This window comes from Thermostichus sp. MS-CIW-34, from assembly GCF_054060435.1.
Window position 1 is genome coordinate 29,978 of record NZ_JBSSDE010000022.1, and the last position, 24,503, is coordinate 54,480.

A 24,503-nucleotide genomic window follows, 5' to 3' on the forward strand; every position below is an offset into this window, starting at 1 on the left:
GGATCCCTCCACTTTTGAAGCCTAGATCACCTCGGCTCAGGACTCAACCCCGCGACAACTGGGAGGGCACTGGCCTGGTCACAAATTAAATTATAGTTAGTTATTTCAAACAGCAGTGAAACGGTTCGTTATGTCGATTCCTAACTCCCTCTCCCAGAGAGAAACTGGGGGTAAGGGCAGCGGCGCGGAGCGCTTGGGGAGTATCTCAATCTGGTTTGAAATGACTATAACGAGGGATCCTTCACAACCCAGACTCAGCTACCCAACAAACCCATCAGGGCTGAATCGGCTGCCGCTGGATCACATCCCCTTGGGGCGGAGGCGGAGGGGCTGGGGTTTCTTGAGGGGTAGGCGTTGCCTCTATGGGAGGAGTTTCCCCAGGAGGCGGGGGCAGAGGGGGCACACCTTCTCCAGGCACAGGCCCAGGTGTAGGCGTGGGGGTTGGGGATGGAGTTAGAAAGGGCGTCACCTGTCCCAACAGCTCGGCATAGAAAATCGCATCTTGCTCTGGCCCAAAGCGCCCCACTTCCCAACGGTGACGGGGCACAAACATTGTTTGCAGCAGCACTTCCCGGCTGACAAAAGCGGGAGTACCCGAAAAGACGTAGCCATCGACAATGACCCGATTCAGATCGGGCCGAGTTTGAAACACCCGATCCACCTCCCGCAGCATCTCCGTATCCAGCCGCCCCAGCAGAGTTTCCAGGGTGTCTTCAGGGCTGATCGGTACCCGTACCGAAAAGCGATAGCCTTCGCAACGATAGTCCCCACAGATCTTGACCAGCTCGTTACGCACCCGGATTTGCGCCCCAGGATCCAAATTGCGCCCTGGCACTAAGACTTCCTCCTGGGGTTGCTGTTCGACCGGCTGGGCCCATAGCTGGAGTTGACTTGCCCATCCTGCCCAAACTAGGGATCCGAAAAACAAGCCAAATCCCCAACCTTTTAGAGGAAGGCTCCAACCCAGACTGCCCTGCTTAGAGCGGGGTGAAAAGGGGAAATCGCGATCCTGGATCGGGCTGTTCATAAAGCGTTGACCGATTCCTCAGCGATGGCTACCGCCAAATCTACCCGACATCGGCCAGAGAGGCACTAGGCAGGGAGAAAAATAGGGTATCGGCTCCGAATGGTTTCAAAATAGGGGCAGATAAATAGGGAAGCTTTGACAAACTCCCTGTCCTGGGCAGCAACGGATGTGCTGTGGCAGCGCATGGGTGTAGGATCTTAGGCTCTGGGTTCCCGCTCTGCAGGCAGGCCAGTGCTCTGCTGTGTGGGCAATGGATCCATGGATTGTTATTACCGTTGAGATCGCAAACCCAATTCTCTTCTTCTTCTCACGTCTTCTCATGACCGCGGTTGTTCCTTCACCTTTGCGCTACGCCTACTACCCCGGCTGTGTGGCCCAGGGGGCCTGTCGTGAGCTGTATGACTCCACCGACCAGATTGCGCGGCATCTGGGCATTGAACTGGTGGAGCTGGAAGCCGCTTCCTGCTGTGGTTCGGGCACCTTCAAAGAAGAATCGGAGCTGCTGGAAGATACGGTAAATGCCCGCAACCTGGCTTTGGCGGAAGCGCTGGGGCTGCCGATGCTCACCCACTGCAGCACCTGTCAGGGAGTGCTGGGCCGCGTGAATGAAAAGTTGAAGGCTGCGAAAACCGCGAGTCCAGAGTACTTTCACCAGGTGCAGGCCCTGTGCCAGAAAGGAGGCTGCGAGAGCTGCTACCAGGGCACAGGCGATGTGCGCCATTTGCTGTGGGTGCTGGCTCATGACTACGGCCTGGAGCGATTGGCCCAACAGGTCAAACGGCCTCTCTTGGGACTGCGCTGCGCTGCCTTCTACGGGTGTTATCTGTTGCGGGCCTACGACATCTCCCGCTTTGATGTGGCGCGGGATCCCCATTTGATGGAGGATCTCTTCGAGCGTTTGGGGGCCACCCCCGTTTGGTATCGCGGGCGCACCCAGTGTTGCGGTTGGCCCATTTCCAGCTATGCCCCGCAGCAGTCTTTCTCGATGGCAGGCCGGCATCTCGTAGAGGCAATAGAGGCGGGAGCCGATTGTTTGGTCACCCCCTGTCCTCTATGTCACCTCAACTTGGACTCTCGGCAGCCGGAGGTGGAAGAGGTGATCGGGCGCAAGCTGGGGATCCCGATCCTGCATTTGCCACAATTGGTGGGCCTGGCCCTGGGGATCCCAGCGGAAAACTTGGGACTGAACCGCCATGTAGTACAGGTGGAAAGAGCCCTGCAAAAAATAGGCCGCTAAATCCCACTTGATGGCTGGGGGATCCCTGGGCAAACATCAGGTCTGGGAAGGATGTGTTATTCTGCCCAGCAAGGTACCCGTCCTTGTTCAAAAACCGCAAAGATCCTCGTAAGCTTAGATCCACCTACTCCTGCTTAGCAGCTCCCTATGGTTGTCTCGGATCCCTTTGGCCTTGTTGTGCAAGAAGTGCAGCAGGGCGGGTACGCAGACCGAGTGAAAAAGCTGGTTTACTTTGCCTGCACCAGCACTTGGGAAAGCGATGTCAGCAAGTTGAGCCAAATAGACCTGAAAGCTCTGCTGGAGCAGCTCTGCCGCCAGCACGCTACCCTTGATGCTTTGGGCCAGCGCTTTCGAGATGCCATTAGCCGCATCAACAAAAAAGCCGAGTATGCTCGCATCGCCAAGATGCTGCTAAGCAAGCTACAGCCCCTGTATCAACAGCCCCAAGCGGATCCCTCAGTTTGGGCTACGCCCTCGCCTGTTTTGTCCTTGGAATATGGCGGTCTGCAACTGCAAAAGCAAGACTATGATCCCTTCGAGTTGCGGGCAGGGGTGATGCGGCAAACCAGTCCTTTGCGGGCCAAGCTGGTTCTGTTCACGGCTTTGTACCACAAAATAGAGCCCACCCTGCAAGGGTTGGCCGCCCTGCGACGCCACAGCCTGGACGAACTGCTCAGAGCCCTTTACGATGCCTGCCACTCCCCCCAAGAACTGGAAACCCGGCTGAAGGAGGCGGTGCAGCAGTTGCAGGAGCCGGATCAGGATGGCCAAGCCGCCAACGCCGTGCTGCAGATGCTGAAGCCTCTTTACGTTGAGGTGCCCCCGGAAACGGTCGCCGCTGGAGGGTTGGCTGCCGAGCTCCCCTCTGCCGATCTGGATTGGCTGAATACGGAAGATGCCGTTCGTGCCGGCAGGACAGAGTCCTTGTCCGGTTCCATGACTTGGATTGACGCTGGGATCCCAGAGGATGAGGAAGAGCCTGCAGAGCTTTCGGCTTTTGCGACCCCGGCAACACCACCCGCCCCCTCTTCTGACCTGCAACAGGAGCTCCCAGAGTCCTGCCGCCAACTGCTCCATCACAGCGCCGGATCCTTGATGATTGCCATCGAGAACACCCTAAGCGAGTTGGGCAACGCCCTGGACGAAGGTCTGCAGGATGAGGATCCCGTCCAATATCTGACCCTCAAACACCAGGTGCTGCGCGGCTTCTTGAGGGATGTCGAGGGATCCGCCGCAATGTTCATGGGGATCTTGAAAAAGCTAGAACAATCGGAGTGGCGCCTGGTGCAGCCCCCTCACGTCAGCAGTGGGGAATACGCTTTGCCGGAGGCGATCACTGAGGTGCCCACCAACCTTGCGGATCCCTATGCTTCCCTAAGACAGGTGTTGGCCAGCAGCGAGCTGGCCCAGCAAAAGCCGCAGTTGGAGCAGGAGGTGATGCGTTTGGTGCGGCGCAGCGTCGGCTCTGTCAAAACTGCTATCGAACAGACCCTGAGCGAGTTGGGCAAGGCGTTGGATGAGCAGTTCCAAACCTGCACCCTAGAGGAAGCCTTGGTTCTCAAGTACCAAACACTACGCGCCTTTTTGCAGGAAGTGGGGGAGATCTCCACCAAATTTGCTGCTTTCTTGGATCGCATGGAGGAGGCAGAGCGCCGTCTGTTCGGGCTGGTTTGAAGCTCAAACCCGCTGTTTGGGGATCCCGTTCAACACTGGCGATCAGCTGCGCAGAGTGCTGGGGAAACGCCCGGATCCTTATCTAGAATAACCACCAGTGCAGCTCCTCTCTCACTTCTCTGAGCTCTCCCCTCTCTTCTATGGATGCCAAGGATCTGCTTCGGCTTTACCGGGCAGGACGGATCAACTTTGCCGGCGAGAACCTGGCCGCCCTTGACCTGAGCCGGGCCGATTTGATCGGGGTGGATCTCTCCCAAGCAAACCTGCACAGTGCCAATTTGATCTTCGCCTTCTTGGGGCGGGCCAAGCTGCAGAAGGCCAACCTCGTCGGGGCTAACCTTGGTGGGGCCAACCTCAGCCAGGCGGACTTGAGCGAGGCGGATCTCAGAGATGCCCAGTTGCACGGCGCCACCCTACAAGGAGCAGATTTGCATGGGGCCAACCTGACACTGGCTCTGTTGATCGATGCCAACCTGCTGGATGCGGATTTGCGTTGGGCCAACCTCACCAGTGCCAACTTGGGAGGGGCTTGCCTGCGGGGGGCCAATCTCCGTTTCGATAGCCGCCGGGGAGCGGTACTGCGCAACGCCAACCTCAGCCGCGCCGATCTCAGCGGAGCCAACCTGTCGGGAGCGGATTTGACACGGGCCGACCTGAGCGGGGCCAACCTAAAAGAGGCCAGTTTGATCAAGGCCAACTTGCGAGGGGCCAGCCTGCAGCAAGCCCGTTTGCAGGGAGCCATCCTGAGCGAGACCGACCTGAGGGGGGTTTCTTTTTTGGGGGCAGACCTGCAAGGGGTGCAGATGGCGCGGGCCAACTTGAAGGAGGCGATACTTCGCCAGGTGAATTTGACAGAGGCCAACTTGAGCGAGGCGGATCTGGCGGCAGCCGATCTTTCCGCGAGTTCTTTGTGCTCGGCCAAACTGGCGCGGACGGATCTCAGTCGGGCCAATCTGGCCGGGGCCGATTTGCGGTGTGCCAACCTGGTGGATGCCTATTTGGGCCGCACCAACCTGGAAAATGCCGATCTCGGCGAGGCAATCCTAACCCGAGCCGATCTGAGCACAGCCAACCTCAGCGGGGCCAATTTGCGCGGGGCAACTCTGCCGGATGGACGGGTAGGCTGATTGGACAGACTCGCTACCGTATGAGGACGAGGATTCTTGTCCCTGAGTGAGACGGGGATCCGCCCCGGAAAAGGTGAGGTTTTCCCCTGCCCCAGAGGGGCCACAACCGCTACCCTACAAGGGAAGGATGGGTCAAAGAGATCCGTGAACAGCCGCCGATTTCTGTCCTTGATGGAAGCTTTGTGGGCCGATCTGCCCTTGCCGGAATGGTTGCCGGGGGCAGGAGAGCGCTCCTGGCAGCAGACGGTGGCAGCCCTGCTCCAGCTATGGCAAGAAGTTGGACAGTTTGGGGTGGTGATCGGTGGGCCGGTGTCTTGGTGGCCCCCCTGGGTGGTTCGGGATCCGCTGCCTCAACTGCCGTCGCCCATTGACGCTCCAGAACCGAACCTGAAGCTGCGGGAGCTGGCCCGTGAAGATCCCTGGCTGTTTACCCCTGACTTGTCCCCTGAGTCGATTCTGACCCCTGGCCAGACGGTGATCCCTCTCCTGCCGCAGGATCCCCTGGTGGAGGAGCCTTTTTTGCTGGTGCTCACCCCTGTTTTTTCGGCGGTGGCCGCCCAAGGGCATCACCCCCACACGCGGCAGAGGGGGATGATGGTGTCTTTTGAGCCGGAAGTGGTGCATCGGGCTTGGCAGATCCTAGAGCAGCGGGTTCAACAGGGTAGGCCGGATCGCTTGCCCTTCTGGCAGGAGCTGATCAAGCACCATCCCCTCATGGAGCCTCATGTGCGGGTGCTGGCCCGCTTCAGCAGCCTTCTTCTGCTGGGAAACCTGGCCGAGTCGGGATCCCCGCCCGCTCGCTTACCCCCCGCCAGAGCCGAGAACTCCCCTGCGCCCACAACCCGGCCAGAAGATTGGCAGAAGCGGCGGTCTCCTCCTTCCCATGGCCAGCCTGCCGGTCAAGGCCAACAGAACAGCCTTTCGGAGGCAGAACTGTTGCGGGCTCTCATCCACGAGATCCAGACGCCCCTCAGCACCATCCGCACCTTGGTTAGTCTCATCCTGAAGCGGCACGATCTGCCGTCGCGGGTACGGGAATACGTGGAGAAAATTGACCGCGAATGTACCGAGCAAATCAACCGCTTCGGGCTGTTTTTCCAGGCTACAGAAACGGTGATGCCCGCTGCTACCCCACAGGAGGGGCGTCGGCTTCAGCTAGAGCCCATTGCGCTGGTGGACTTGGTGCGGCAAAACCTGCCTCGCTGGCAGGAGCAGGTGGAACGGCGGGGATCCCAACTGGAGTTGGAGATTCCCGATGAGCTGCCGGATGTGGTCAGCGATCCCAAGGCGCTGGAAGCGGTGCTGTTTGGCATGGTCGACCGCATTGCCCGCAGCACGCCGGCTGGCAGCCACATTCGCGCCCAGTTGGTCAGCGCAGGGGAGCTGGTCAAACTTCAGTTTCAGGTCAACACACCTGAGGGCAGCGACGCCACTGTTGCCTCAGAGCCCAAATCCCCTCAGGCGATTGGGCAGTTGTTGGTCGTGCAGCCGGATACCGGTGCAGTGAGCCTCAGCCTTCCCGTCACCCAAACTCTGTTCCGCGCCTTGGGGGGCTACCTCACCGTGCGCCATCGCGCCCGTCGGGGGGAAATTCTCAACATCTACCTGCCCCGCCAGCTATAAGCCACCCAGTTGGGATCCCGATACCGTCTCAACGCTGATGTGGCGGAACCCAGGGAAGATGGGGCTAGGATCGATCTGCCAGCGCCGGGAGAGTCTAGGGATTGGATCCATGCCGAGAGCCAGAAAAGTTGCTGAACACCACCCAGAGCCTGAACCCGTCTGCGGAGCCGGAGAACCCAAGGTTAAGGGGGTCACTCTTTCTGCCCAGCAGCTTTCCACTTTGCTTCACGAAATGCGCAATCCTCTCACCGCCCTGAGCACGCTGGCCAAGTTATTACAAAAACGCTTGCCCCCAGAGGATCGCAACCACTGGATTGGCCTGAGCATTGAACAGGAGTGCAAGCATTTGCAGGAGCTGCTGGCGGAGTTCGAGCGTTTGGACGGGATCCCGGCCCCCCTCCAGCTTCAGCCCCTCTCCTTGGCCGACCTGCTGCGGGAGTGGATCCCCATCTATCAAGCCTTGGCCGAAACCCAGGGACACCACTTTCAAGCCGTTCTGCCCCCTTCCCTACCCCCTGTACAAGCCGATCCGCGTGCCCTGCGGCAGGTGCTTGATAACTTGATCGACAACGCTTGCAAGTACACCCCGCCCCCAGGTGAGATCCGGCTGAAGGTGGAGTTGGGTGAAGATCCCTCAACTGCTTCGCAATGGGAAGTGTTCGTTGCCGTCTGCGACAACGGCCCCGGCATCCACCCTGAGAACCTGGAGCGGATCTTCGATCCCTTTTTTCGGGCAGATCTTTCTAAGCCAGGGCAGGGGCTGGGGTTGGCCATTAGCCGCGACCTGGCCACCCGGATGGGCGGAGATCTCCAGGTGGAAAGCTCCCCCCAAGGCTCCTGTTTTCGCCTGAGATTGCCCACAGGTTAGTAGGAAGATTGTAGAGATATGGGATGGCAGGTGCCGCCAAACGCTTGAACGCTACCCAGGAGCTGCAGATGGCCTCTTCTCCCCCAGCCAAACCCGAACCCCCTGCTGCCAGTCCAGCAGCCCGCATTCTGCTAGTAGATGATGAACCCGGCTTACGGGAAGCGGTGCAAGCCTACCTCGAGGACAGCGGCTTTGAGGTGATCCCGGCGGCCAACGCCCAGCAGGCTCTGCAACTGCTCAGCACGGCCCAGCCTCAGTTGATCATCTCCGACATCATGATGCCGGGCATGGATGGCTATCAATTTTTGGCCCAACTGCGAAAACTCGAGCCCTACAGCCATCTGCCGGTGGTGTTCCTCACCGCCAAGGGGATGACCGCCGACCGCATCCAGGGTTACCGGGCCGGTGTCGATGCCTATTTGCCCAAGCCCTTCGATCCGGAGGAGCTGGTGGCCATCGTCTCCAATCTCATTGAGCGATCCCGCGCTGCCAGCCCTTCGGAGGTGGTGGCCCGCGAGCTGGCCTCGATTCGCGCCCTGCTGTCGGAGCGCACCCTTGCCACAGCCACGCCTGCCCAGACCTCTGCCCCCACCCCCCTGCCCCCACCCATCAAGGTAGAGCTGACGCCGCGGGAACAACAGGTGTTGGAGAAGGTGGCAGAAGGGCTGATGAACAAGGAGATTGCCAAGCAGCTGCAAACCAGCGTGCGCAACGTGGAAAAATACGTCACCCGCCTGCTGAACAAGACAGGCACCAGCAGCCGCACCGAGCTGGTGCGCTATGCTCTCACCTATGGCTTGATTCGGCTGTAGCTCTCACCCCCAGCCCCTCTCCCCAAGGGAGAAGGGGGAAAGAGCTTACGGCTGTGGCTTGGGCGGCACGGTGACCAGCAGCTCCACCCCAAAGGCGTGATCCCCGGCAGGGTAGCTGGTAATCCCCAGCCCATCGATGCGGGTCAGCAGCTCACGGGCCTCCGGCTCCAAGCCTGCCAAACCACCCGGTAGTGTGGCCTCCAGCACTGTTCGGATCCCTTGCCAATTCAGCAAAAAGTAGCCGTAGTTGGGCTTGGGCAACTGATCGTAGAGGGTTTTCAGCGGCTCGGTTTGGGGAAGCAAATTGCCCTGGCGTTGGGCGAGGGTTTGCAGCGCCGCCGTGCTGCTGGTCACGATCAAATAGTTGCCTTCCCAGGCGCGGGTCAAAAGCGGGCGGTTAAACAAGGGATCCGCCCACGTCACCTGTCCACCCGCCTCCGTTACCCCTACTCCCGATTCTTGGGCCAGCCGATCCAACTGAGTCAGGGCCGCGTTGGCCTTGTCTTTTTGGCTGGTCTCGATCACCAAGGCTGCTCCCATGCCCTGCAACAGGGGATGGGCCTGGGCATCCGGTGCCACCAGCAAGGCCATCTCCCCATCCATCCAAGCCAGCAGATCTTTTTCCAAGTCCAAACGGGTATTGGCGCGAAACTCAGCCCGCAGCTCCTCTAACGACTCTTTGACCGGCGGATCTTTTTCCAGCTCAGGCATAACGGCTTGCCAGCGCTGGGCAATCTGTTGGGTGGTCAGCACCGCCAAGGCATTGCCGGGCAGCCGCTGAATGAGTTCGCCGCGAGCCGTTTGCCACCCCCCCTGCACCTGGGTTTTCGGATCGGTCTGGGTCAACATGCGCAGCCGCAGGCCCTGCTCCTGCCAGTGGGCAGCCATGGCCAAAGAGCGCAGGGGTTGCAGGGATCCCAGCGTCGCCGGATCCAAATCCTGCATCCAGTCTTGGAAAGACTCGGGATCCTCCTGCAAAGCCTGGAAGTTGAAGTAGGCAAAGGCCAGCGTGCCGCTCTTCTTGTAGAGATTGCCAACGGCGGTGCGGAAACTTTCGGAGCGGCCAATCGGCTCTGCTTCGCCGCGATACACAGCAATCGCCTGCTGCATCACCCTCGGGTCGTTGGCCACCGCCACAAAGCGGTTGCCAAACTCAGCAGTCACCCACCGCTCGCCCGGCTCTCCGTTGGTTTGCACATACAAGGTGACCCCTTGCTCCTGGCGCTGCTCGAAGTTCGCCCCTTCTGCTGCTGCCTGTTGCCGCACCTGGGCCAAGAATTGCCCAGACAAATCAGCGTTGCGGGTGCTGGCTCCAAACAGGATCCCAGGCACCGGCTCGGCAGCTCCGGGCACCAGATTGGGAATCACCACTGCCATCGTGAATTGCTCGCCGGCCCAGGCTTGCATCTCTTCCCGAGAGAACTCCTTGCCGGTTTCAGCCAAAGCTTCTGCCGTCCAGCTCTCCCACTGGGCCAAAAGGTCAGGGTGAGTGCGAAAAGATTCTTCCGGTTGGGTAGAAAAAGTCAGCACCAAGGGTGCCGACTGAGGAACCAGCACGGTTTCCGGCATAACATCGCCGGGCAACTGCACTTGTGGCCCTCTGAGTTGGCAGGATCCCAGAAGCCAAGAGCCCCCCACCGCCATCAACGTCAGAGAGAGAGGGCGCAGCCGAGAATGAAGCTGGACTTGCATGGCGGCTACCTAAGCAGCTAGTGGATATAGCCAATCGTAGCATCTAGGCATGAGCCTGCAAACCCAAATTTTCTGTAAGTGAAAAAATAGCCCACTCTAGCACAAGTCAAGATAGTCTAACAAGATAGTCTAAATTGTGAGTAAACCTACGGCCTGTTCACAGATCAAGGGATACAAAACGTCGTGTTTCTGAGGCTTGATTCCGATGAGTCCAGAACAGGCAGGCTTACAGCTGTATCCTGTAGCCTCTTAATAGGCTGTAGCGTAATAAGATCCCAAACTCGGCCTGGAGGAGCTGTAGTGAACCAAAGTCCACGAAATGCTTGCCCCGCGGCGATAGCAGCCAAGACAGGAATAGTTATCAGTTGAACATTTCCTGCAACAAACTTGAAGCTTTCCTGTACATGTTGCTTTTCCCCAGGCAATGACACTTCTCCCTTTGACAGAAGTTGCAATTCTTGCTATGCTTGAGCTTAAGCAGAGCTACTCCTTCTCTCTAGCAGGAAGAGCAATGGGGGTCATTAGCTGTGACGCAAGCCACCAACTTTGAACAGCTGGGAACTTTATTTTGGCAAGGATCCTACTCTGCCTTTTTTGCCCAGGCCGAACAAGAAAGTATTCCCTCAATTCTCCTAGAGACCATTGCTCTTTCCATCGCTCCTGAGTTTGCAGAAAGGTACAGGGGTGGATCTCTAGAAGGGTTATTGTGGCCACAGACAAAGCGACTTTTGCAAGTTCTGTCGATTGTCTATCAACCTGTTGCAGAACGCATGCGGGAGGAAGCCCTAAAGCTTCCTGTACACCACCACCATAGACTTCAGCTGCTGGCGCACAGCCTTGACTGCTTCGCTAGAGCTGGGGAAGAGGATTGGGTGTGGTTAGTATTGAAGCAAATTCTAGAAGATTGGCCTCCAAATGCCTTTATCAACTCTCTTTACGATCCCCAGACAGGCGAGGAAGTGGCGCGCCTGTGGCTATTTCAGGTTACTCAATACCTTCGTGACCTCTCTCAGGAGGAGGCTGATGCCTTTTTACCCACAGCCAGTTCCTTCTATCATCGAGAAGCTGCTGCTGCGTATGGCCGCTGGGTCAATCAGAAACGGAACGGCGACTCCGCCTGGCCAGAGTGGTATATCCCACCAGAAATCCGGCTAGATGAGCCTTTTGGAGCAGCTCTTGCAGAAATTTGCAGGGATCCCTCCCTGCGGGTGGTGGTCGAGGTAGGGGCCAGTAGTGGAGAAGGATCCACAGCTGTTTTGCGCTACGCCCTTCCCAACTCTGTTCGCATCTACAGCATAGAAGCTCATCCTGAGCGCTACAAAGAGCTGGCTAGAAGGGTAAGCAAGGATCCCCGCTGTATCCCCATTCACGCTGCTGCCCAACCTAGGATCGCTACAGTGGAGGAGGTGGAAGAATGGCTGAAATCTTGCTCCAGCTTTTGGGCCCCCTATAGCCGAGAGCAGGCTCTGGAATGGCACCAGGAGGGACAAGATTTACTCAAGTCTGTTCCCACAGATGGGGCAAGCCGAGTTCCCGACCCCGACCTTCTTCTCATTGACGGCGGCGAGTTTACGGGCTGGTATGACCTCCAAGCTTTTTTGGAACAGGGCGCTCGCCCCAAGTATATTGCCCTGGATGACATCTTCGCTTTTAAGAACAGCCGTTGCTTGACGGAGCTCTCCAGCTATGGCTACCGACTCATTTGCTGGGGAAATGTCCGCAAAGGCTTTGCCATCTTTAAAGACAGCAGAGCCACTCTTCCCATTCACTTCTTCACCATTGTTTTAGACGGGGAGCCGTACATTGAGCGCCACTACTCCACCCTCTGCGAGTTGGATAAGCTAGGGATCCCCTGGCAGTGGGTGGTGGTCGAGGGCGTTGCTGCCTTACGCCATGACACAGGGTGGAGCTTAGCCAACGGCGGCCGCATCCCTGAGGAATACTCCCAGGGGCACAGCTTGGATGGTACGGTCGAATACTTGAGGGACTTGGCAGCCAAAGACAGCCGTGTTCGGCTTGTTCAGAAGCCCGATGGCCAGTTTTGGGATGGCAAAATTGAAATGGTCAGGGCAGCCCAACCTGACTATCCCTGCTTGCTGTGGCAGTTGGATGCAGACGAAATTTGGACAGTCGAACAAATCCGGCGGGTTCATCGACGCTTTGAAGCAGATCCCACTCTAGAGGCGGCCCAGTTCTACTGTCGTTACTTCGTGGGCCCCAATCTTGTCCTGGACAACAAAGGTAAGTGGGGCAACAACCCCCAGATGGAGTGGTGGCGGGTCTGGAGATGGGATCCCTCTGAGTGCGAGTGGCAAACTCACGAGCCACCTGTATTGATCCGAAAGGGACGACTTCCCGAGAGGGTTCTGACCGCAGACCAAACGGAAGCAGAGGGCTTAGTGTTTGACCACTATGCCTATGCATTGCGAAAGCAGGTGGAGTTTAAGGAATCCTACTACGGCTACCAAGGAGCTGTCAGAGCTTGGGAAGAGTTGCAAAAAGCGGAAAAGCCCTGCTCCCTGCAGCCCTTTTTCCCCTGGGCATACGGGGATCCCTTGGTGGTAGAGGTGCGGCAACGTCTTCACCTATTTGTGGACGGGGTGTTCTTCCAGATGCACCAAACTGGTATTGCTACAGTTTGGCGCAACTTACTGCGGGAATTGCCTCAGCTGGGGATTCGCATCACTTTCTACGATCGGGGTGGCATGGGAGAGCTACCCCAGGGTGTCGAGAGAATGCAGGGTCACCCCTTTAGCTACGCCCGCTGGGATGATCCTGAGTTGAGACAAGCTTTTATTTGGTCAGGGGCTGATGTTTTTATGAGCACCTACCATACATACCTGCCCTCTGACATTCCGCAGGTGCTCCTGCTCCATGACATGATCCCAGAAGTGCTGGGTTGGGATCTCTCAGATCCCATGTGGCGCCAAAAGCACGCAGCCCTTGAAGCAGCCGCTCGCATTGTAGCTGTTAGCCAAAACACGGCCTGTGACTTGCTGCGTCTAACTGGCAAAGAGGCAGTAGTAGCTTACCCTGGGGTTGACACCAGTGTATTCAAGCCGGATCCCTCAGCTATTCCCAAGCACTGGCTGCTGATTGGATGCCACCAAGGCGCTTACAAACGACAGGAGTTATTTTTTGAAGCTTATCAGCAGTGGTCCTATAAGCCTTTCCCTGTCCTTTGCACTCATTCCTGGTCGACTCCAGAGGCTTATCGACAGGCGGCAGCTCCGCAACCTGTTATGAATGCTTATCTAGATCTGCAGCAGTTGGTTCAAGCCTACCAGAATGCCGTGGCGCTGGTTTACCCAAGTGCATATGAGGGATTCGGGCTACCCGTATTGGAGGCCATGGCCTGTGGGACCCCTGTCATTATCTATCCCAACTCTGCCTTAGTGGAAGTAGGAGGAGAAGCTGCATTTTATGTAGAGGACTCTTTGTCGGACACCCTGGTTCAGGTTCTGGATCCCAAGTTGCGCGCTGAGAAAGTCAGGAAAGGCTTAGAGTGGGTTAAGTCTTTTACCTGGGAGCGCATGGCTAAAACCATCCAGGAAGTTCTGCACCTTGCAGTCAAGCCAAGCCTAACAGCCTTGTAGTCTTGGCAAGCATCTTGCTGCTAACCAGTTTCACAGTGCCCCCACTGCCGGTGTGGAACCTCAACCCCTAACTTCTGGAGGAACGGTCACTCTGGCTCGAGCCTGGGCAACCAACCCATCCACGTACTCGTTCCAGCGCAGACCTTGGTGGGCTGGGATCCAAACCACCTGCACCTGAGGGCACTGCTGCTTTAGTTGATACAGTTCCTGAACCAGATCCAAGTTTTCCACCGGCCCGGTGCGCCGCCGCCACCCCTGCGCTGCCCAGCGATCCATCCAGTCGTTGTAGGTCTGTACGCAAAGGTGGGAGTCGCTGTAGATGGTATCTACGCCGTTGCCCTGGGTGTGGCGGCAATATTGCAAGGCCCGGATGAGGCCGGTCAACTCCATGCGGTTGCTGGTGCTATCGGGATCCCCTCCCCAAAACTCTTCCACAACCCGATCATCTTGAACCACCACCACGGCCCATCCCCCTGGCCCCGGATTGGGAGAACATCCCCCGTCGGTGAAGATGCCACTGTGGGGGCAGGCAACCAGACGGCTGGGGCCCGCTCCTTTGCGGCCGTGCATCCGTGAAACCTTGGCCATGGTGCTCATCCGGCGCTAACGGCAACATTTGGGATCCCGGCTCGACAACAGACACTGCATCTTATTGCAGAAGGGCGTGCCGGCACCACTGTTTAGTGTATTCAGCTTCAGAAAAGCTTTGTTTCACACTATTAGCAGCATAAACCCCGTCAACATCAGCTTACGTGACACTGACGCACAAGGTTAAAAACAGTACGAACAAAAACCCCCAGAAAATCTGGGGGAGGAGTGGTGTGTTGAGGTGATGAATACTCGCATGATATCTCTCGAATTTGGTGAGTAGGCCAAACCGGCGAGAGATCCCTGCGTTTTTTTGCAGAAATCATTGCAGATACTGGAAAGCATCAGACACTAGAGACCAGCGCGTCAAAACTGAGCTTATTTCATCTTGATCAGGTATAGTGCTCAATCTCGAAGAAATATCTATTTAGACACCAAATATAGAGAAGCCAGTAATAACTTTTCTTATGCACCTACCGCCGACACTAGGGGTTGTGTCAAGCCCAAATGAGCATAGAGACGGGAAAAGTCAAAATTCGCTGACATTAGCTCTTGGATGCAGCGGACTTTCACCTCCTCGTGCAGGCGAATCTGCCCAAAAACCCGTTCGATGCGGTTGATGGTGGTGAAGGTGTCCAGATCCACCGAGAGGATCGGCACTTCCAGCTCTTCTGCTCGAGACTGAATGCGGGGATCCAGAGGGAGCTTGCCGGTCAAGATCAGGCAGAGGGTGGAAGTTTCTAGGGCGGCCAGTTGAATATCGGTGCGGTCTCCGCCGGTGATCACCGCCTTGTGATCCAGCTTACGGAAGTACTTCAAGGCCGAGTTGACGTTCATCGCCCCTACCGCAATGTCTTCAACCATCAGGTCCATCCGATCCGGACAGCAGAGCACCTCGGCATCCAGTTGCCGCACCAACTCCCCAACGCTGATGCTGCGCAAAATGCGATGGGAGGGCAAAATCCCCAGCACCGGGATCCCGTGTCCCTCCAAAAAAGGCCGAATGATCGTTTTTGCCGGTTGCATTTGGTCAGGTGGCACATCGTTCAGCAGCACGCCTGCCAAGCGGGATCCCAGTTGACGATGGACAAAGAGAAGAGAATCAACAGCCAAGGAGGAATGGTAGCGACTGATCAGCAGTACCGGAGCATCCAGGGCTTGGGCCATCTTGGCCAGCGACAGGCCAAACAATTCCCCCTCGTAAAGATCGGCTGGGCCTTCCAGCAGCACCAAATCGGCAGGGGAGCGCTGGACAAACTCCAACAGAGGGGCAACCGGGCACTCTGGAGCTGGATCCCCGGGAGCTCGCTTCATTTGAGCCAGCAAAGCCTCTTCGTTGAGCCGGAGCAGCATCGGCGGCATTTGATCCATCGTCAGCCGCAGAGACTCCGCCACAAAGCGCATATCCGGATCGCCCCCTTCCAGCGAGCAATCTTCCCGCTCGCAAGAACCGATGGGCTTCCCATAGGTGACTTTTATCCCTTGCTGCTGCAGGTGTTTGGCCAAACCCAAGATGGCAGCCGACTTACCGCTGAAGGGCTCGGTAGAACCGATCAAAAGAAACTTGGACACAGATGGCTCCCGGTAACGAGAGGGACGAAGGGATCCCTTACTCAGTCTAACGGAGGCTGCTCTCTCCTCAGTTCTGGACTAACCGATTAGGATCGACTCTTCAGGGTAGGTTACCAACGGGCGGGGCTGTTGTTGAGCCAAGGCCAAGACAATCGTCAATGCCCCCAACCGGCCCCAGAACATCACCAGCACAATGATCAGTTGGCCAAACCAGTTGAGCTCCCCGGTAAAGCCCGTCGAGAGGCCGCAGGTGGCAAAGGCGGAGATCACCTCAAACAACACCGGATCCAACCTACTGTTACTGTGGGTCAGCAAAATCAACCAAGCCGCCAACAACACCACAAACAGAGAAACCGTTAACACCGCTGCCGCCTTGCGCACCATGGAGGGATCCAAGCTGCGCCCGGCAATTTGAGCGCTGGGCAAACCGCGGGCATAGCCCCAGAGAGCCAACACCAACACCGCCAAGGTGCCGGTGGTCATGCCGCCCCCCATAGAAGCTGGGGCTGCCCCAATAAACATGAGAGCCATCAGCAGCAACTGGCTTGCCGGGGTCAAATCCTCAATGGGGATCGCGGCAAACCCAGCCGTTCGGGCAGAAACCGACTGAAAAAACGTCAGGCCCAAGCGGTGGGGCCAGCTTACCTCCAGCAGGGATCCGCCGGGCAAGCTCTCTCCCAAAAACAAGCCAATGCCGCCCGTGCAGAGCAAAACCACCACCACGCCCAGGGTAATCCGGGTGTGCAGAGAGGGGCGGTGGCCCCGTGGCCAGGTTAACAAATCCGACAAAACCGGGATGCCCAAACCGCCGATAAAAATCAGACCGGCCAAAATCGCCAGCGACAGACCGTCTGTAGGGATCCCTTCCCGGCCAAACAGGTCAAATCCTGCATTACAAAAGGCCGACACCGCGTGAAAAATAGCCAGAAAAACCGCCCGCTCCGGCCCATAGAGATCCCGCCAGTGCACCCAGAGCAGCAGAGCCCCCCCCAACTCAATGAGGGTGACCCCCAGCAGCACCCGCCGAGTCAATTCCAGGATCGCCCCCGGATCGATGAGCCCCAGCGAATTGCACAGCGCCAAGCGATTGAGGAGGGAAATGCGCCGCCCGATCAATTGAAACACCACCACCGCCAACACCATGAAGCCCACCCCGCCAATCTGAATCAGGATCAGCAGCACAATCTGGCCCAACAGGGTGAGATCCTCCGCCACCACAATCGTCGAGAGCCCCGTCACGCTCAGGGCCGACATGGCCGTAAACAGCGCCTCATTCCAGCTCAAGGGATCCCCGCGCCCGATCCCCGGCAACATGAGCACCAAAGTTCCCACCACTGCCAAGAGCCCCAACCCTGTGACCAGCCGCAATGGCGGCGGCAGCGGGCGACGCCTGTCCCCCCCAAAAAACCACTGCAGACGATTCCCAAAGGCCCTAGAGGACTGAGACAATGCCGAGCCCGGTGTCGGCAGGTGGCGGGCGCGGGATGGCACTGATGGAACCAAGCGCTCAGAGCCCTCCTCTCGCGGAAGCGGGGCGGAGCCCTCTCTCATCGGAGCCCTCCCTACATTTCATTCAGCCGCGAGATGTTGGTATTGGCCCCCAGAACCACCAGCAAATCCCCCTTTTCCAGCAGGTAGTCTGCGGGGGGAGAGACCACCAGCGATTGCTTTCGCTTCACCACCAGCACCGTGATGCCGAAGCGGCGACGCAGATCCGACTCCGCCAGCGTATGGCCCACCAACGCCTCCGGCACCTGTAATTCCGTAATGCTGTAGCCCGGCTCCAGCTCTAGCTGATCTAGGATCCCCGGTGCTGTCAACACCTGAGCCAAACGGCGCCCTGCCTCTTGCTCCGGCAACACCACCCGATCTGCCCCCACTCGCAGGAGAATAGAGCGTTGCCGCTCGGTCGACGCCTTACAGACCACATTGCGCACCCCCAGACTTTTCAGGGCCACCGTCGTCAGCAAATTGCTCTCGAAATCGCTGCCAATGGCCACCACCACCGTGTCGAAGGAGAGGATATCCACCGCTCGCAGCGCATCTTCATCGCTGGAATCGAGGGCCACCACCTGCGTCAGCTGATCCGCCAGGCGCTGCACAATCTCGCGGCTGCGGTCGATCCCCAAGACATTGTGCCCTCGCTCCATCAAGGTGAGAGCCAAGCTAGAACCAAAGCGCCCCAGACCAATTACCGCATATTCACGATCCACCCGCTGCCGTTCGCGCCAGCGGAACGTAGTCCCTGCCATGTGCTCTCCTGCCCCCTCTTTCAAGAACAGATCATAAGTTCATCCAGCAGGGATCGGAAGGGCCGCGACTCTAGGCCGACTCAGGCTTGGGCAGCGTAGAGGGGTGAGGAATCAGCTCGCGGGTGGAACGGCGCTCCACCATCTCTGCGGTGATGCGGATGTGCTTTAGGTCGCGGCGGGAGGGTGCCTCGTACATCACATCCAGCATTAGCTCTTCCACAATGGCCCGCAGGGCGCGAGCCCCGGTCTTGCGGCGATAAGCCTCTTTGGCAATGGCAGCAATGGCGGCAGGTTCAAACTCCAGTTCCACCCCGTCCATGCGCAACAGCTTCTGCGCCTGCTTGAGAATGGCGTTTTTGGGCTGCGTCAGGATCGCCTCCAGCGCCTTCTCATCCAGCGGATCCAAAGTCGCCACTACCGGGAGCCGCCCCGTGAATTCGGGAATCATGCCGTACTTGATCAAGTCTTCAGGCTCCAAAGCCTTGAGGGCATTGGCCATACGTTGCTCGCGGCTAACCGACAATTGCTCCCCTGGCTTGATAAAGCCCATCAATTTCTTGCCAATGCGCTGCTCGATTACTTTTTCCAGGCCAACAAAAGCCCCCCCGCAAATGAAGAGGATGTTGGAAGTGTCGATTTGAATGCAGTCTTGATAGGGGTGCTTGCGCCCTCCCTGGGGAGGCACGTTGGCTATTGTCCCTTCCAGCATCTTCAACAAAGCCTGCTGCACCCCCTCGCCGGAGACATCGCGGGTAATGGAGGGGTTCTCGCTTTTGCGGGCAATTTTGTCGATTTCGTCGATGTAGATGATGCCGCGCTGGGCCTCTTCTACGTCCATGTCCGCCACCTGCAGCAAGCGCAACAGGATGTTTTCCACATCCTCGCCCACATAGCCAGCTTCCGTAAGGGTGGTAGCATCTGCAACCGCAAAAGGCACATCCAACATGCGAGCCAGGGTTTCCGCCAGCAGGGTTTTGCCGGAGCCAGTGGGGCCAATGATCAAAATGTTGGACTTCTGTAGCTCCACCTCATCCAGTTCCGAAACTCCGACGCTACCGGGGTTGGCCTTGGCAGCCAGACGCTTGTAGTGGTTGTAAACCGCCACCGACAAAACCTTCTTAGCTTTTTCTTGGCCAATCACATATTGGTCGAGATAGCGCATGATCTCCTGCGGCTTGGGCAACTGCGCCAAAGAAGGCAGGCTGCGGGAGGATTTTTTAGGAGCTTCACGCCGGCCGCCGGCAGGGGCGGCAGCAGGAGGAGTGTTGCCGTCGTAGAGTTCCTCATCCAAAATCTCGTTGCAGAGCTCCACGCACTCGTCACAGATGTAGACCCCCGGCCCCGCAATCAACTTACGCACCTGATCCTGTGACTTGTTGCAGAAGGAGCACTTTAGATGGGAGTCATATTTGGCCATGGGATCCTCGTTGCTGCTTGCTCTTGGCTATCCTAATCCGGCAAAAGCCAGAAGAAAACTAAACCTTCCAATCCAGTCGCAAATTGGCTGCGAAAGCGTAAGGAGGCCGAAGTTGGTGGAATCTCACTGACCTACTAGTCTAGCATCTCCACTGGGCTCGTAGGGCTTGTTTCCGGATCCCCAAGGGGGCAGGGTGCCAAGAGATTCCCATGGGGATCAACTGGAAAGACTGGAGATATAGTCATTTCAAACTGGATTGAGACACTTCCCAAGCGCTCCGTGCCGCTTCCGCGACCACCCACTCTTCAAAGGGGAGCTGGGAAGCAATGCAACGGAGGTGTTTCATTCTTGCTTCTCCAGCGCTCTGCGCTACCCGTGCAAACGCCACAGCCTCGGTTCTCCCCAAGTGTCTTACAAGGAGGAAAACTGGAAATGGAAGGGGTGAGCCGTTTCGCTGCTATCGGGAATGGTCATACATCCTTTGGACGGATTTATAGAAAAACCGCCCGACTTGACGCCGAGCGGAAGATGGTGTGAGGAGTGAACGGAAACATGCGTCTCCGCTGATCCCATCATAGTTGAACTTATTTGGCACTGGCAAAGGAATCCTTCAGTTAAGTTGGATACTTTTTGGAGGTGTGGCCGCGCCTTTTTGTAACCAAAAAGGGGAAGGAACTGTCCGTGTTTCGTTCGCTTCCCCCTATTGGCGTCCACTCCTCACTAGAGGTGAATCATAAATTATCCCTGCCGCTAAGACAACCCACCCTACCCAAGTTTTTCGGGGATCCACCCTGTCAAGGATGCAGATCACCGGATTCCACGGTGGGATCCAGCGCCAACAGCTCCGCTTCGGTCAGCAGGGGGATCCCCAGTTGTTGGGCTTGCTCCAGCTTGGAGCCGGGGTCAGAGCCCACCACCACGTAGTCGGTTTGGCGGCTGACGCTGGCGGTGACTTTGCCCCCCCGACTCTCAATCCAAGCCTTGGCCTGCTGGCGGGAGAGGGTGGGCAAGGTGCCGGTGATTACGAATTTTTTCCCGGCCAGGATCTGGGAGACGGCAGGGTTCTCCTGCTGAGGAAGAGCGGGGATCCCTAGCGCCTGCAACTCCTGCAACAGGCGACGATGGGCCGGCTCGGCAAACCAGGCCACCACCGCTTCCGCCACTTCCGCGCCTATCCCATAGATCTGGGCGATGGTTTCTGCGCTGGCTTGGGCCAAAAGCTCAGGGGTGGGAAAATGGCCGGCCAAAATCTGGGCGGTGACCACCCCCACATGGGGGATCCCCAGCCCGTAGAGCACCCGTTCCCAGGGCTGCTGGCGAGAGCGCTGAATGGCTTGCACCAGCTTTTGGCTGGAGCGGGATCCCATTCCCTCCAAACCCTGCAACTGCTCTGGGGTGAGGCGGTAGAGATCGGCTACGGTGCGCACCCCCAAGCTCTCCACCAATTGGGCTGCCCGCTTTTCCCCTAAGCCTTCGATATCCAAAGCATCACGGCTGGCCCAGTGCTGCAATTGGCCCCGCAGCTTGGCCGGGCACTCGGGGTTGGGGCAGCGGGTCACGGCTTCGCCAGGGGGACGAACCAAAGGGGCGTGGCATTCGGGGCACTGGCTGGGCAGGCTGTAGGGAACAGCGTCGGCAGGGCGCAATTCCTTCAGGATCCCGACCACCTCCGGGATGATCTCCCCGGCTTTGCGCACGATGGCAGTATCGCCAATGTGCACATCCAGCTCCCGCAGGCGATCGGCATTGTGCAGGCTGGCGCGGCTGACAAGGGTGCCGGCCAAAGGAACCGGCTCCAGCTCTGCCACTGGAGTGACGGCGCCGGTACGGCCCACGCTGGCGAGGATGGCGCGGATGCGGGTGGGGACTTCCTGGGCAGGGTATTTGAGGGCAATGGCCCAGCGGGGAAATTTTTGCGTAAAGCCGGCCTCCTCCTGCAGCCGCAAGGAGTTCAATTTCACCACCACCCCGTCGCTGGCGTAGGGGAGCTGGGCACCCCGCCATCGCTCATAAAATTGGATCACTTCTCCCAAGCCCCGACAGACCTGGGAAAGGGGGTTGACTGGAAATCCCAATTCCTTGAGCTGCTGCAGACACTGCCACTGGGTTTGCGGGGGATCCCCGGCAGGCCATCCCTCCGGCCAGTGGAGGGCGTAGGCGAAGAAGCTGAGCTTGCGGGCGGCCACAACGCGGCTATCCAACTGCCGCAGGGTACCGGCAGCACAGTTGCGCGGGTTGGCAAAGGGGGGATCCCCAGCGGAACGACGCTCTTGGTTGATCCGTTCAAACTCGGCTAGGGCCAGATAGACTTCCCCCCGCACCTCCAAAACGGGAGGCGGATCTGCTGTCGCCAGCCGCAGGGGAATCGAACGAATGGCGCGCACGTTGGGGGTGATGTCCTCTCCGGCCTGTCCGTCCCCCCGAGTAGCACCCCGCTCCAAAAGACCATTGATGTAGGTTAGGGCCAAGGCAGCACCATCGATTTTCAGCTCACAGACATATTCCAGCTCTCCCTCTGTCCTGCTGTCGGGAACAGGGGCACGGCCCAAAACTCGCAGCAGGCGCTCTTGCCACTCCTCCAGTTCTTCTGGGTTGAAAGCGTTTTCCAAACTGTAGAGGGGGATGCGGTGGAAGACGGTGGGAAAATGCTCTGCAGGTTTTTCTCCCACCCGCTGAGTAGGGCTATCGGGGGTGACCAGTTCAGGGTAAGCCCGCTCCAGCTCTTGCAGCTCGCGGTAAAGGCGGTCGTAAACGCTGTCTTCCAGGATGGGCGCATCGTGGACATAGTAGGCAATGCTGGCCTTCTGCAGCAGGGTGCGCAGCTCGCGGGCGCGTTCTTCCAGATGGGGATCCATAACTCCTTGGGTGAGCAAGGTCTACCCCTAGGTTAGGGCTCCTGAGGAGCCAATAAGTAGGAGCCGATATTCTCCAAGCTGGGAGGATGTAGGAAGGGGATGGTCAAGATGGCCTGCTGGGAAAATGGCTGGGGGAGCTGGGCCAGAAGAGTCTGGTGACGACGGCGGAGGGCCTCTCCAAAGGGGGTAGAATCCTCTAACCACACTCGATTGAGAACGGCGTAGGGATGAGGGATCCCCAAAGCATCCAATTCCGCCAAAAGACGCTCGGTTTCCGCCAGAACCGCTTGCTCGGGGTTAAAGACGGGGATAAAGGTAACAAACTGGGGATCCTGGAGCTGCTGCCGAAGCTGCCGCACCTGGGCCAAAAGCTCCCGCATCCGCTGCGCCCATTCCGGCCTGCCCACCACATCCCGATATTTCAGCCACAGCTTCAGGGCCAAGCTTACCCAGCCCTCCAGAGCCTGGGGCATCTGCAGAAACCGCAAGAGATGGCCTGTGGGAGCCGTGTCCAGCACCACCAGGTCGAACTGCCCGCTCGTCTCCTGTCGGAGAACACTCAACAGGGCCATCACCTCATCCAGGCCGGGTGGAGGCATCTGCAGCAGTTGCCGCCACGCCTGCGGGTCGTATTGGACTTCCACCCCTGCCGTCCCCTCCCCCGCCAAGATGGCCGCCACCTCCTCCAGGTAATCCTGCCGGAATTGCTCCAGCACCACCGCCGCATCGATCTCCTGCCCCAGCAGGTTGGGCAGCAGGGGAATGGGATCCTGACCCAGTTTCGTCTGAAACAGATCCCCCAACGAGTGGGCCGGATCGATGGAGACCAGCAAGAGCTGCTTGTCGGGATGGCGCTTGGCCAAGTTCCAAGCCAGGGCCCCGGCCACCGTCGTCTTGCCCACACCCCCTTTGCCCCCCACCAACACCAGTCGGATCCCTTGGGTCAAAAAATCCGGTAGGGACGGGATCCCCCTGAAGGAAGGGAAGAGGGTAGAGAAGGGAGACTCTCTCTCCGCTCTCTGCTCTGGGATCCCTTCCAACTCCAGCAGCACCTCTGGCAAGGGGCGAAGCTGCTGCACCAGCCCATCTAGGGCCGCCAACCCAACCGGCTCCTGCAGTTGATAAGGACAGACCCAGATAGAGTATCCGGGCAGCTCCTCCTGTAGGGCTTTGAGCACGCGCCGCTGTTCCTGTTGCCGCGCCGAGTAGAGAGGAGAGGGGAGAGCAGCGGGCAGCGAAGGTTGGCTGTTATTCTCTCTTGCAAGCAGCACCTGATTGACCAGAAGACCGCCGATGGGCACGCGGCGGTTTTGCAGTTGCTGACAAAAGCGGCGGGTTTCCGCCACGCTCAACTGCTCCGGGATCATCACCAGCCAAGCAGAGGTGCTCTCCGGAGTGGTCAAGCGGGCTTTGCCCCCCTCCAGTTCCCTCTGCAACTGGGCTAAAAATGCATCCGCCTCATCCGGTCGATAGGTGCCTGTCAGGGCTTGGGCGATCTCCCGATGCTTGGCCTGAAAGGTGGCAAACACAGCCAGAAGATTATCTAAAAAGTCGGGCAGCTCCAACAGCCGCAGGGTGTGCCCGGTGGGGGCCGTGTCCAAGATAACGGTATCCACCTCCTCCCCAGCCAGCAGCCGGTTGACCTCCAGAATCGCCATCAGCTCATCCACCCCCGGCCAGGCTAAATCCCAGATCGGCAGCAGATCCTCTCGGCCAAACCAACTGCCCCGCTCGGCAATGAGCTCCAGGGCCGGCCCATAGGTTTGCCGAAAAGACCGCAGCAAAATCTCCGCCTGCAAAGCCCGCACCTGTAAATTGGGGCGATCCGGCAAGGGTTGGGCCACATCCGTAACCGAGATTTGCAGCACGTCCCCCAACGAGTGGGCGGGATCTGTGGACATCAGGAGCAGACGGCGCTGGGGATCCACCTGGGCCAGTTGGCGAGCCAGCGCGCAGGTCAAGGTTGTTTTGCCCACTCCTCCCTTGCCGCTGAACAGCAAGAGGCGTTGGGAAGCCAAGAGCAGAGGATGGCAGGAATGCTGATACATTTACGCTGAACACTGCTGACCATTACTGCTCAACGGTGAAGCGATAGCATTCTGTCCGTTTCCGAACAGAAAGGCGGTATCCCGCAAAGCTCTGAGCATAACACCCAGAGCGCCT

16 protein-coding genes are annotated in these 24,503 nt (G+C 58.3%); 7 read left to right on the forward strand and 9 right to left on the reverse strand.

Going from position 1 to position 24,503, the window contains the following annotated elements:
- Window positions 1-274: 274 nt before the first annotated feature.
- Window positions 275-1,027 carry a hypothetical protein gene (locus ACVWYY_RS08970; protein ID WP_414350784.1) on the reverse strand — a complete coding sequence of 251 codons (753 nt, stop codon included), beginning with the start codon at window positions 1,025-1,027 and terminating at the stop codon, window positions 275-277.
- A 319-nt stretch (window positions 1,028-1,346) separates the two neighbouring features.
- Between ACVWYY_RS08970 and ACVWYY_RS08975 the strand changes: the two genes are divergently transcribed.
- The 6 genes from ACVWYY_RS08975 (at window position 1,347) to ACVWYY_RS09000 (ending at window position 8,368) form a co-directional block, all read left to right on the forward strand.
- Entirely contained in the window at window positions 1,347-2,264 is a 918-nt protein-coding gene (locus ACVWYY_RS08975; RefSeq protein ID WP_457440307.1) for a CoB--CoM heterodisulfide reductase iron-sulfur subunit B family protein, read from the forward strand.
- 147 nt (window positions 2,265-2,411) lie between these two features.
- Window positions 2,412-3,938 carry a hypothetical protein gene (locus tag ACVWYY_RS08980; protein ID WP_457440309.1) on the forward strand — a complete coding sequence of 509 codons (1,527 nt, stop codon included), beginning with the start codon at window positions 2,412-2,414 and terminating at the stop codon, window positions 3,936-3,938.
- A 140-nt stretch (window positions 3,939-4,078) separates the two neighbouring features.
- Complete coding sequence (locus ACVWYY_RS08985) at window positions 4,079-5,065, forward strand: pentapeptide repeat-containing protein (protein ID WP_457440311.1); 987 nt, start codon at window positions 4,079-4,081, stop codon at window positions 5,063-5,065.
- 144 nt (window positions 5,066-5,209) lie between these two features.
- A complete protein-coding gene (locus ACVWYY_RS08990; RefSeq protein ID WP_011432968.1) occupies window positions 5,210-6,688 on the forward strand; it encodes a sensor histidine kinase in 1,479 nt (492 codons plus the stop codon).
- Window positions 6,689-6,797: 109 nt separating this feature from the next.
- Window positions 6,798-7,556, forward strand: a complete 759-nt coding sequence (locus ACVWYY_RS08995; protein WP_414343700.1) for a sensor histidine kinase — start codon at window positions 6,798-6,800, stop codon at window positions 7,554-7,556.
- A 68-nt stretch (window positions 7,557-7,624) separates the two neighbouring features.
- Window positions 7,625-8,368 (forward strand): response regulator transcription factor, encoded by a 744-nt coding sequence (locus ACVWYY_RS09000; RefSeq protein WP_011432966.1) that lies wholly within the window; start codon window positions 7,625-7,627, stop codon window positions 8,366-8,368.
- 45 nt (window positions 8,369-8,413) lie between these two features.
- Here the strand turns inward: ACVWYY_RS09000 and ACVWYY_RS09005 are convergent, their stop codons facing one another.
- Window positions 8,414-10,060 (reverse strand): DUF3352 domain-containing protein, encoded by a 1,647-nt coding sequence (locus ACVWYY_RS09005; protein ID WP_457402648.1) that lies wholly within the window; start codon window positions 10,058-10,060, stop codon window positions 8,414-8,416.
- Window positions 10,061-10,932: 872 nt separating this feature from the next.
- On the opposite strand from ACVWYY_RS09005, the gene ACVWYY_RS09010 reads away from it, so the two are divergent.
- Window positions 10,933-13,656: a glycosyltransferase gene (locus ACVWYY_RS09010; RefSeq protein ID WP_457402650.1), complete on the forward strand. Its 2,724-nt coding sequence runs from the start codon at window positions 10,933-10,935 to the stop codon at window positions 13,654-13,656.
- A 60-nt stretch (window positions 13,657-13,716) separates the two neighbouring features.
- Here the strand turns inward: ACVWYY_RS09010 and ACVWYY_RS09015 are convergent, their stop codons facing one another.
- From ACVWYY_RS09015 to ACVWYY_RS09045, 7 genes are all read right to left on the reverse strand, one after another.
- A complete protein-coding gene (locus ACVWYY_RS09015) occupies window positions 13,717-14,226 on the reverse strand; it encodes a ribonuclease H family protein (protein WP_457440313.1) in 510 nt (169 codons plus the stop codon).
- A 483-nt stretch (window positions 14,227-14,709) separates the two neighbouring features.
- Window positions 14,710-15,816 (reverse strand): phosphotransacetylase family protein, encoded by a 1,107-nt coding sequence (locus ACVWYY_RS09020; RefSeq protein ID WP_414343695.1) that lies wholly within the window; start codon window positions 15,814-15,816, stop codon window positions 14,710-14,712.
- A gap of 78 nt (window positions 15,817-15,894) precedes the next feature.
- Window positions 15,895-17,367 carry a TrkH family potassium uptake protein gene (locus tag ACVWYY_RS09025; RefSeq protein ID WP_457402653.1) on the reverse strand — a complete coding sequence of 491 codons (1,473 nt, stop codon included), beginning with the start codon at window positions 17,365-17,367 and terminating at the stop codon, window positions 15,895-15,897.
- Between the two features lie 11 nt (window positions 17,368-17,378).
- On the reverse strand, window positions 17,379-18,068 hold the full coding sequence (locus ACVWYY_RS09030; RefSeq protein ID WP_414356515.1) for a potassium channel family protein: 690 nt from the start codon (window positions 18,066-18,068) through the stop codon (window positions 17,379-17,381).
- A 70-nt stretch (window positions 18,069-18,138) separates the two neighbouring features.
- The gene (gene clpX / locus ACVWYY_RS09035; protein ID WP_457402654.1) at window positions 18,139-19,485 is read right to left on the reverse strand and encodes an ATP-dependent protease ATP-binding subunit ClpX; all 1,347 of its coding nucleotides are present in this window, start codon (window positions 19,483-19,485) and stop codon (window positions 18,139-18,141) included.
- 794 nt (window positions 19,486-20,279) lie between these two features.
- Window positions 20,280-22,340 (reverse strand): NAD-dependent DNA ligase LigA, encoded by a 2,061-nt coding sequence (ligA, locus tag ACVWYY_RS09040; protein WP_457440315.1) that lies wholly within the window; start codon window positions 22,338-22,340, stop codon window positions 20,280-20,282.
- A gap of 32 nt (window positions 22,341-22,372) precedes the next feature.
- Entirely contained in the window at window positions 22,373-24,388 is a 2,016-nt protein-coding gene (locus tag ACVWYY_RS09045; RefSeq protein ID WP_457440317.1) for an ArsA family ATPase, read from the reverse strand.
- Window positions 24,389-24,503: the final 115 nt, after the last annotated feature.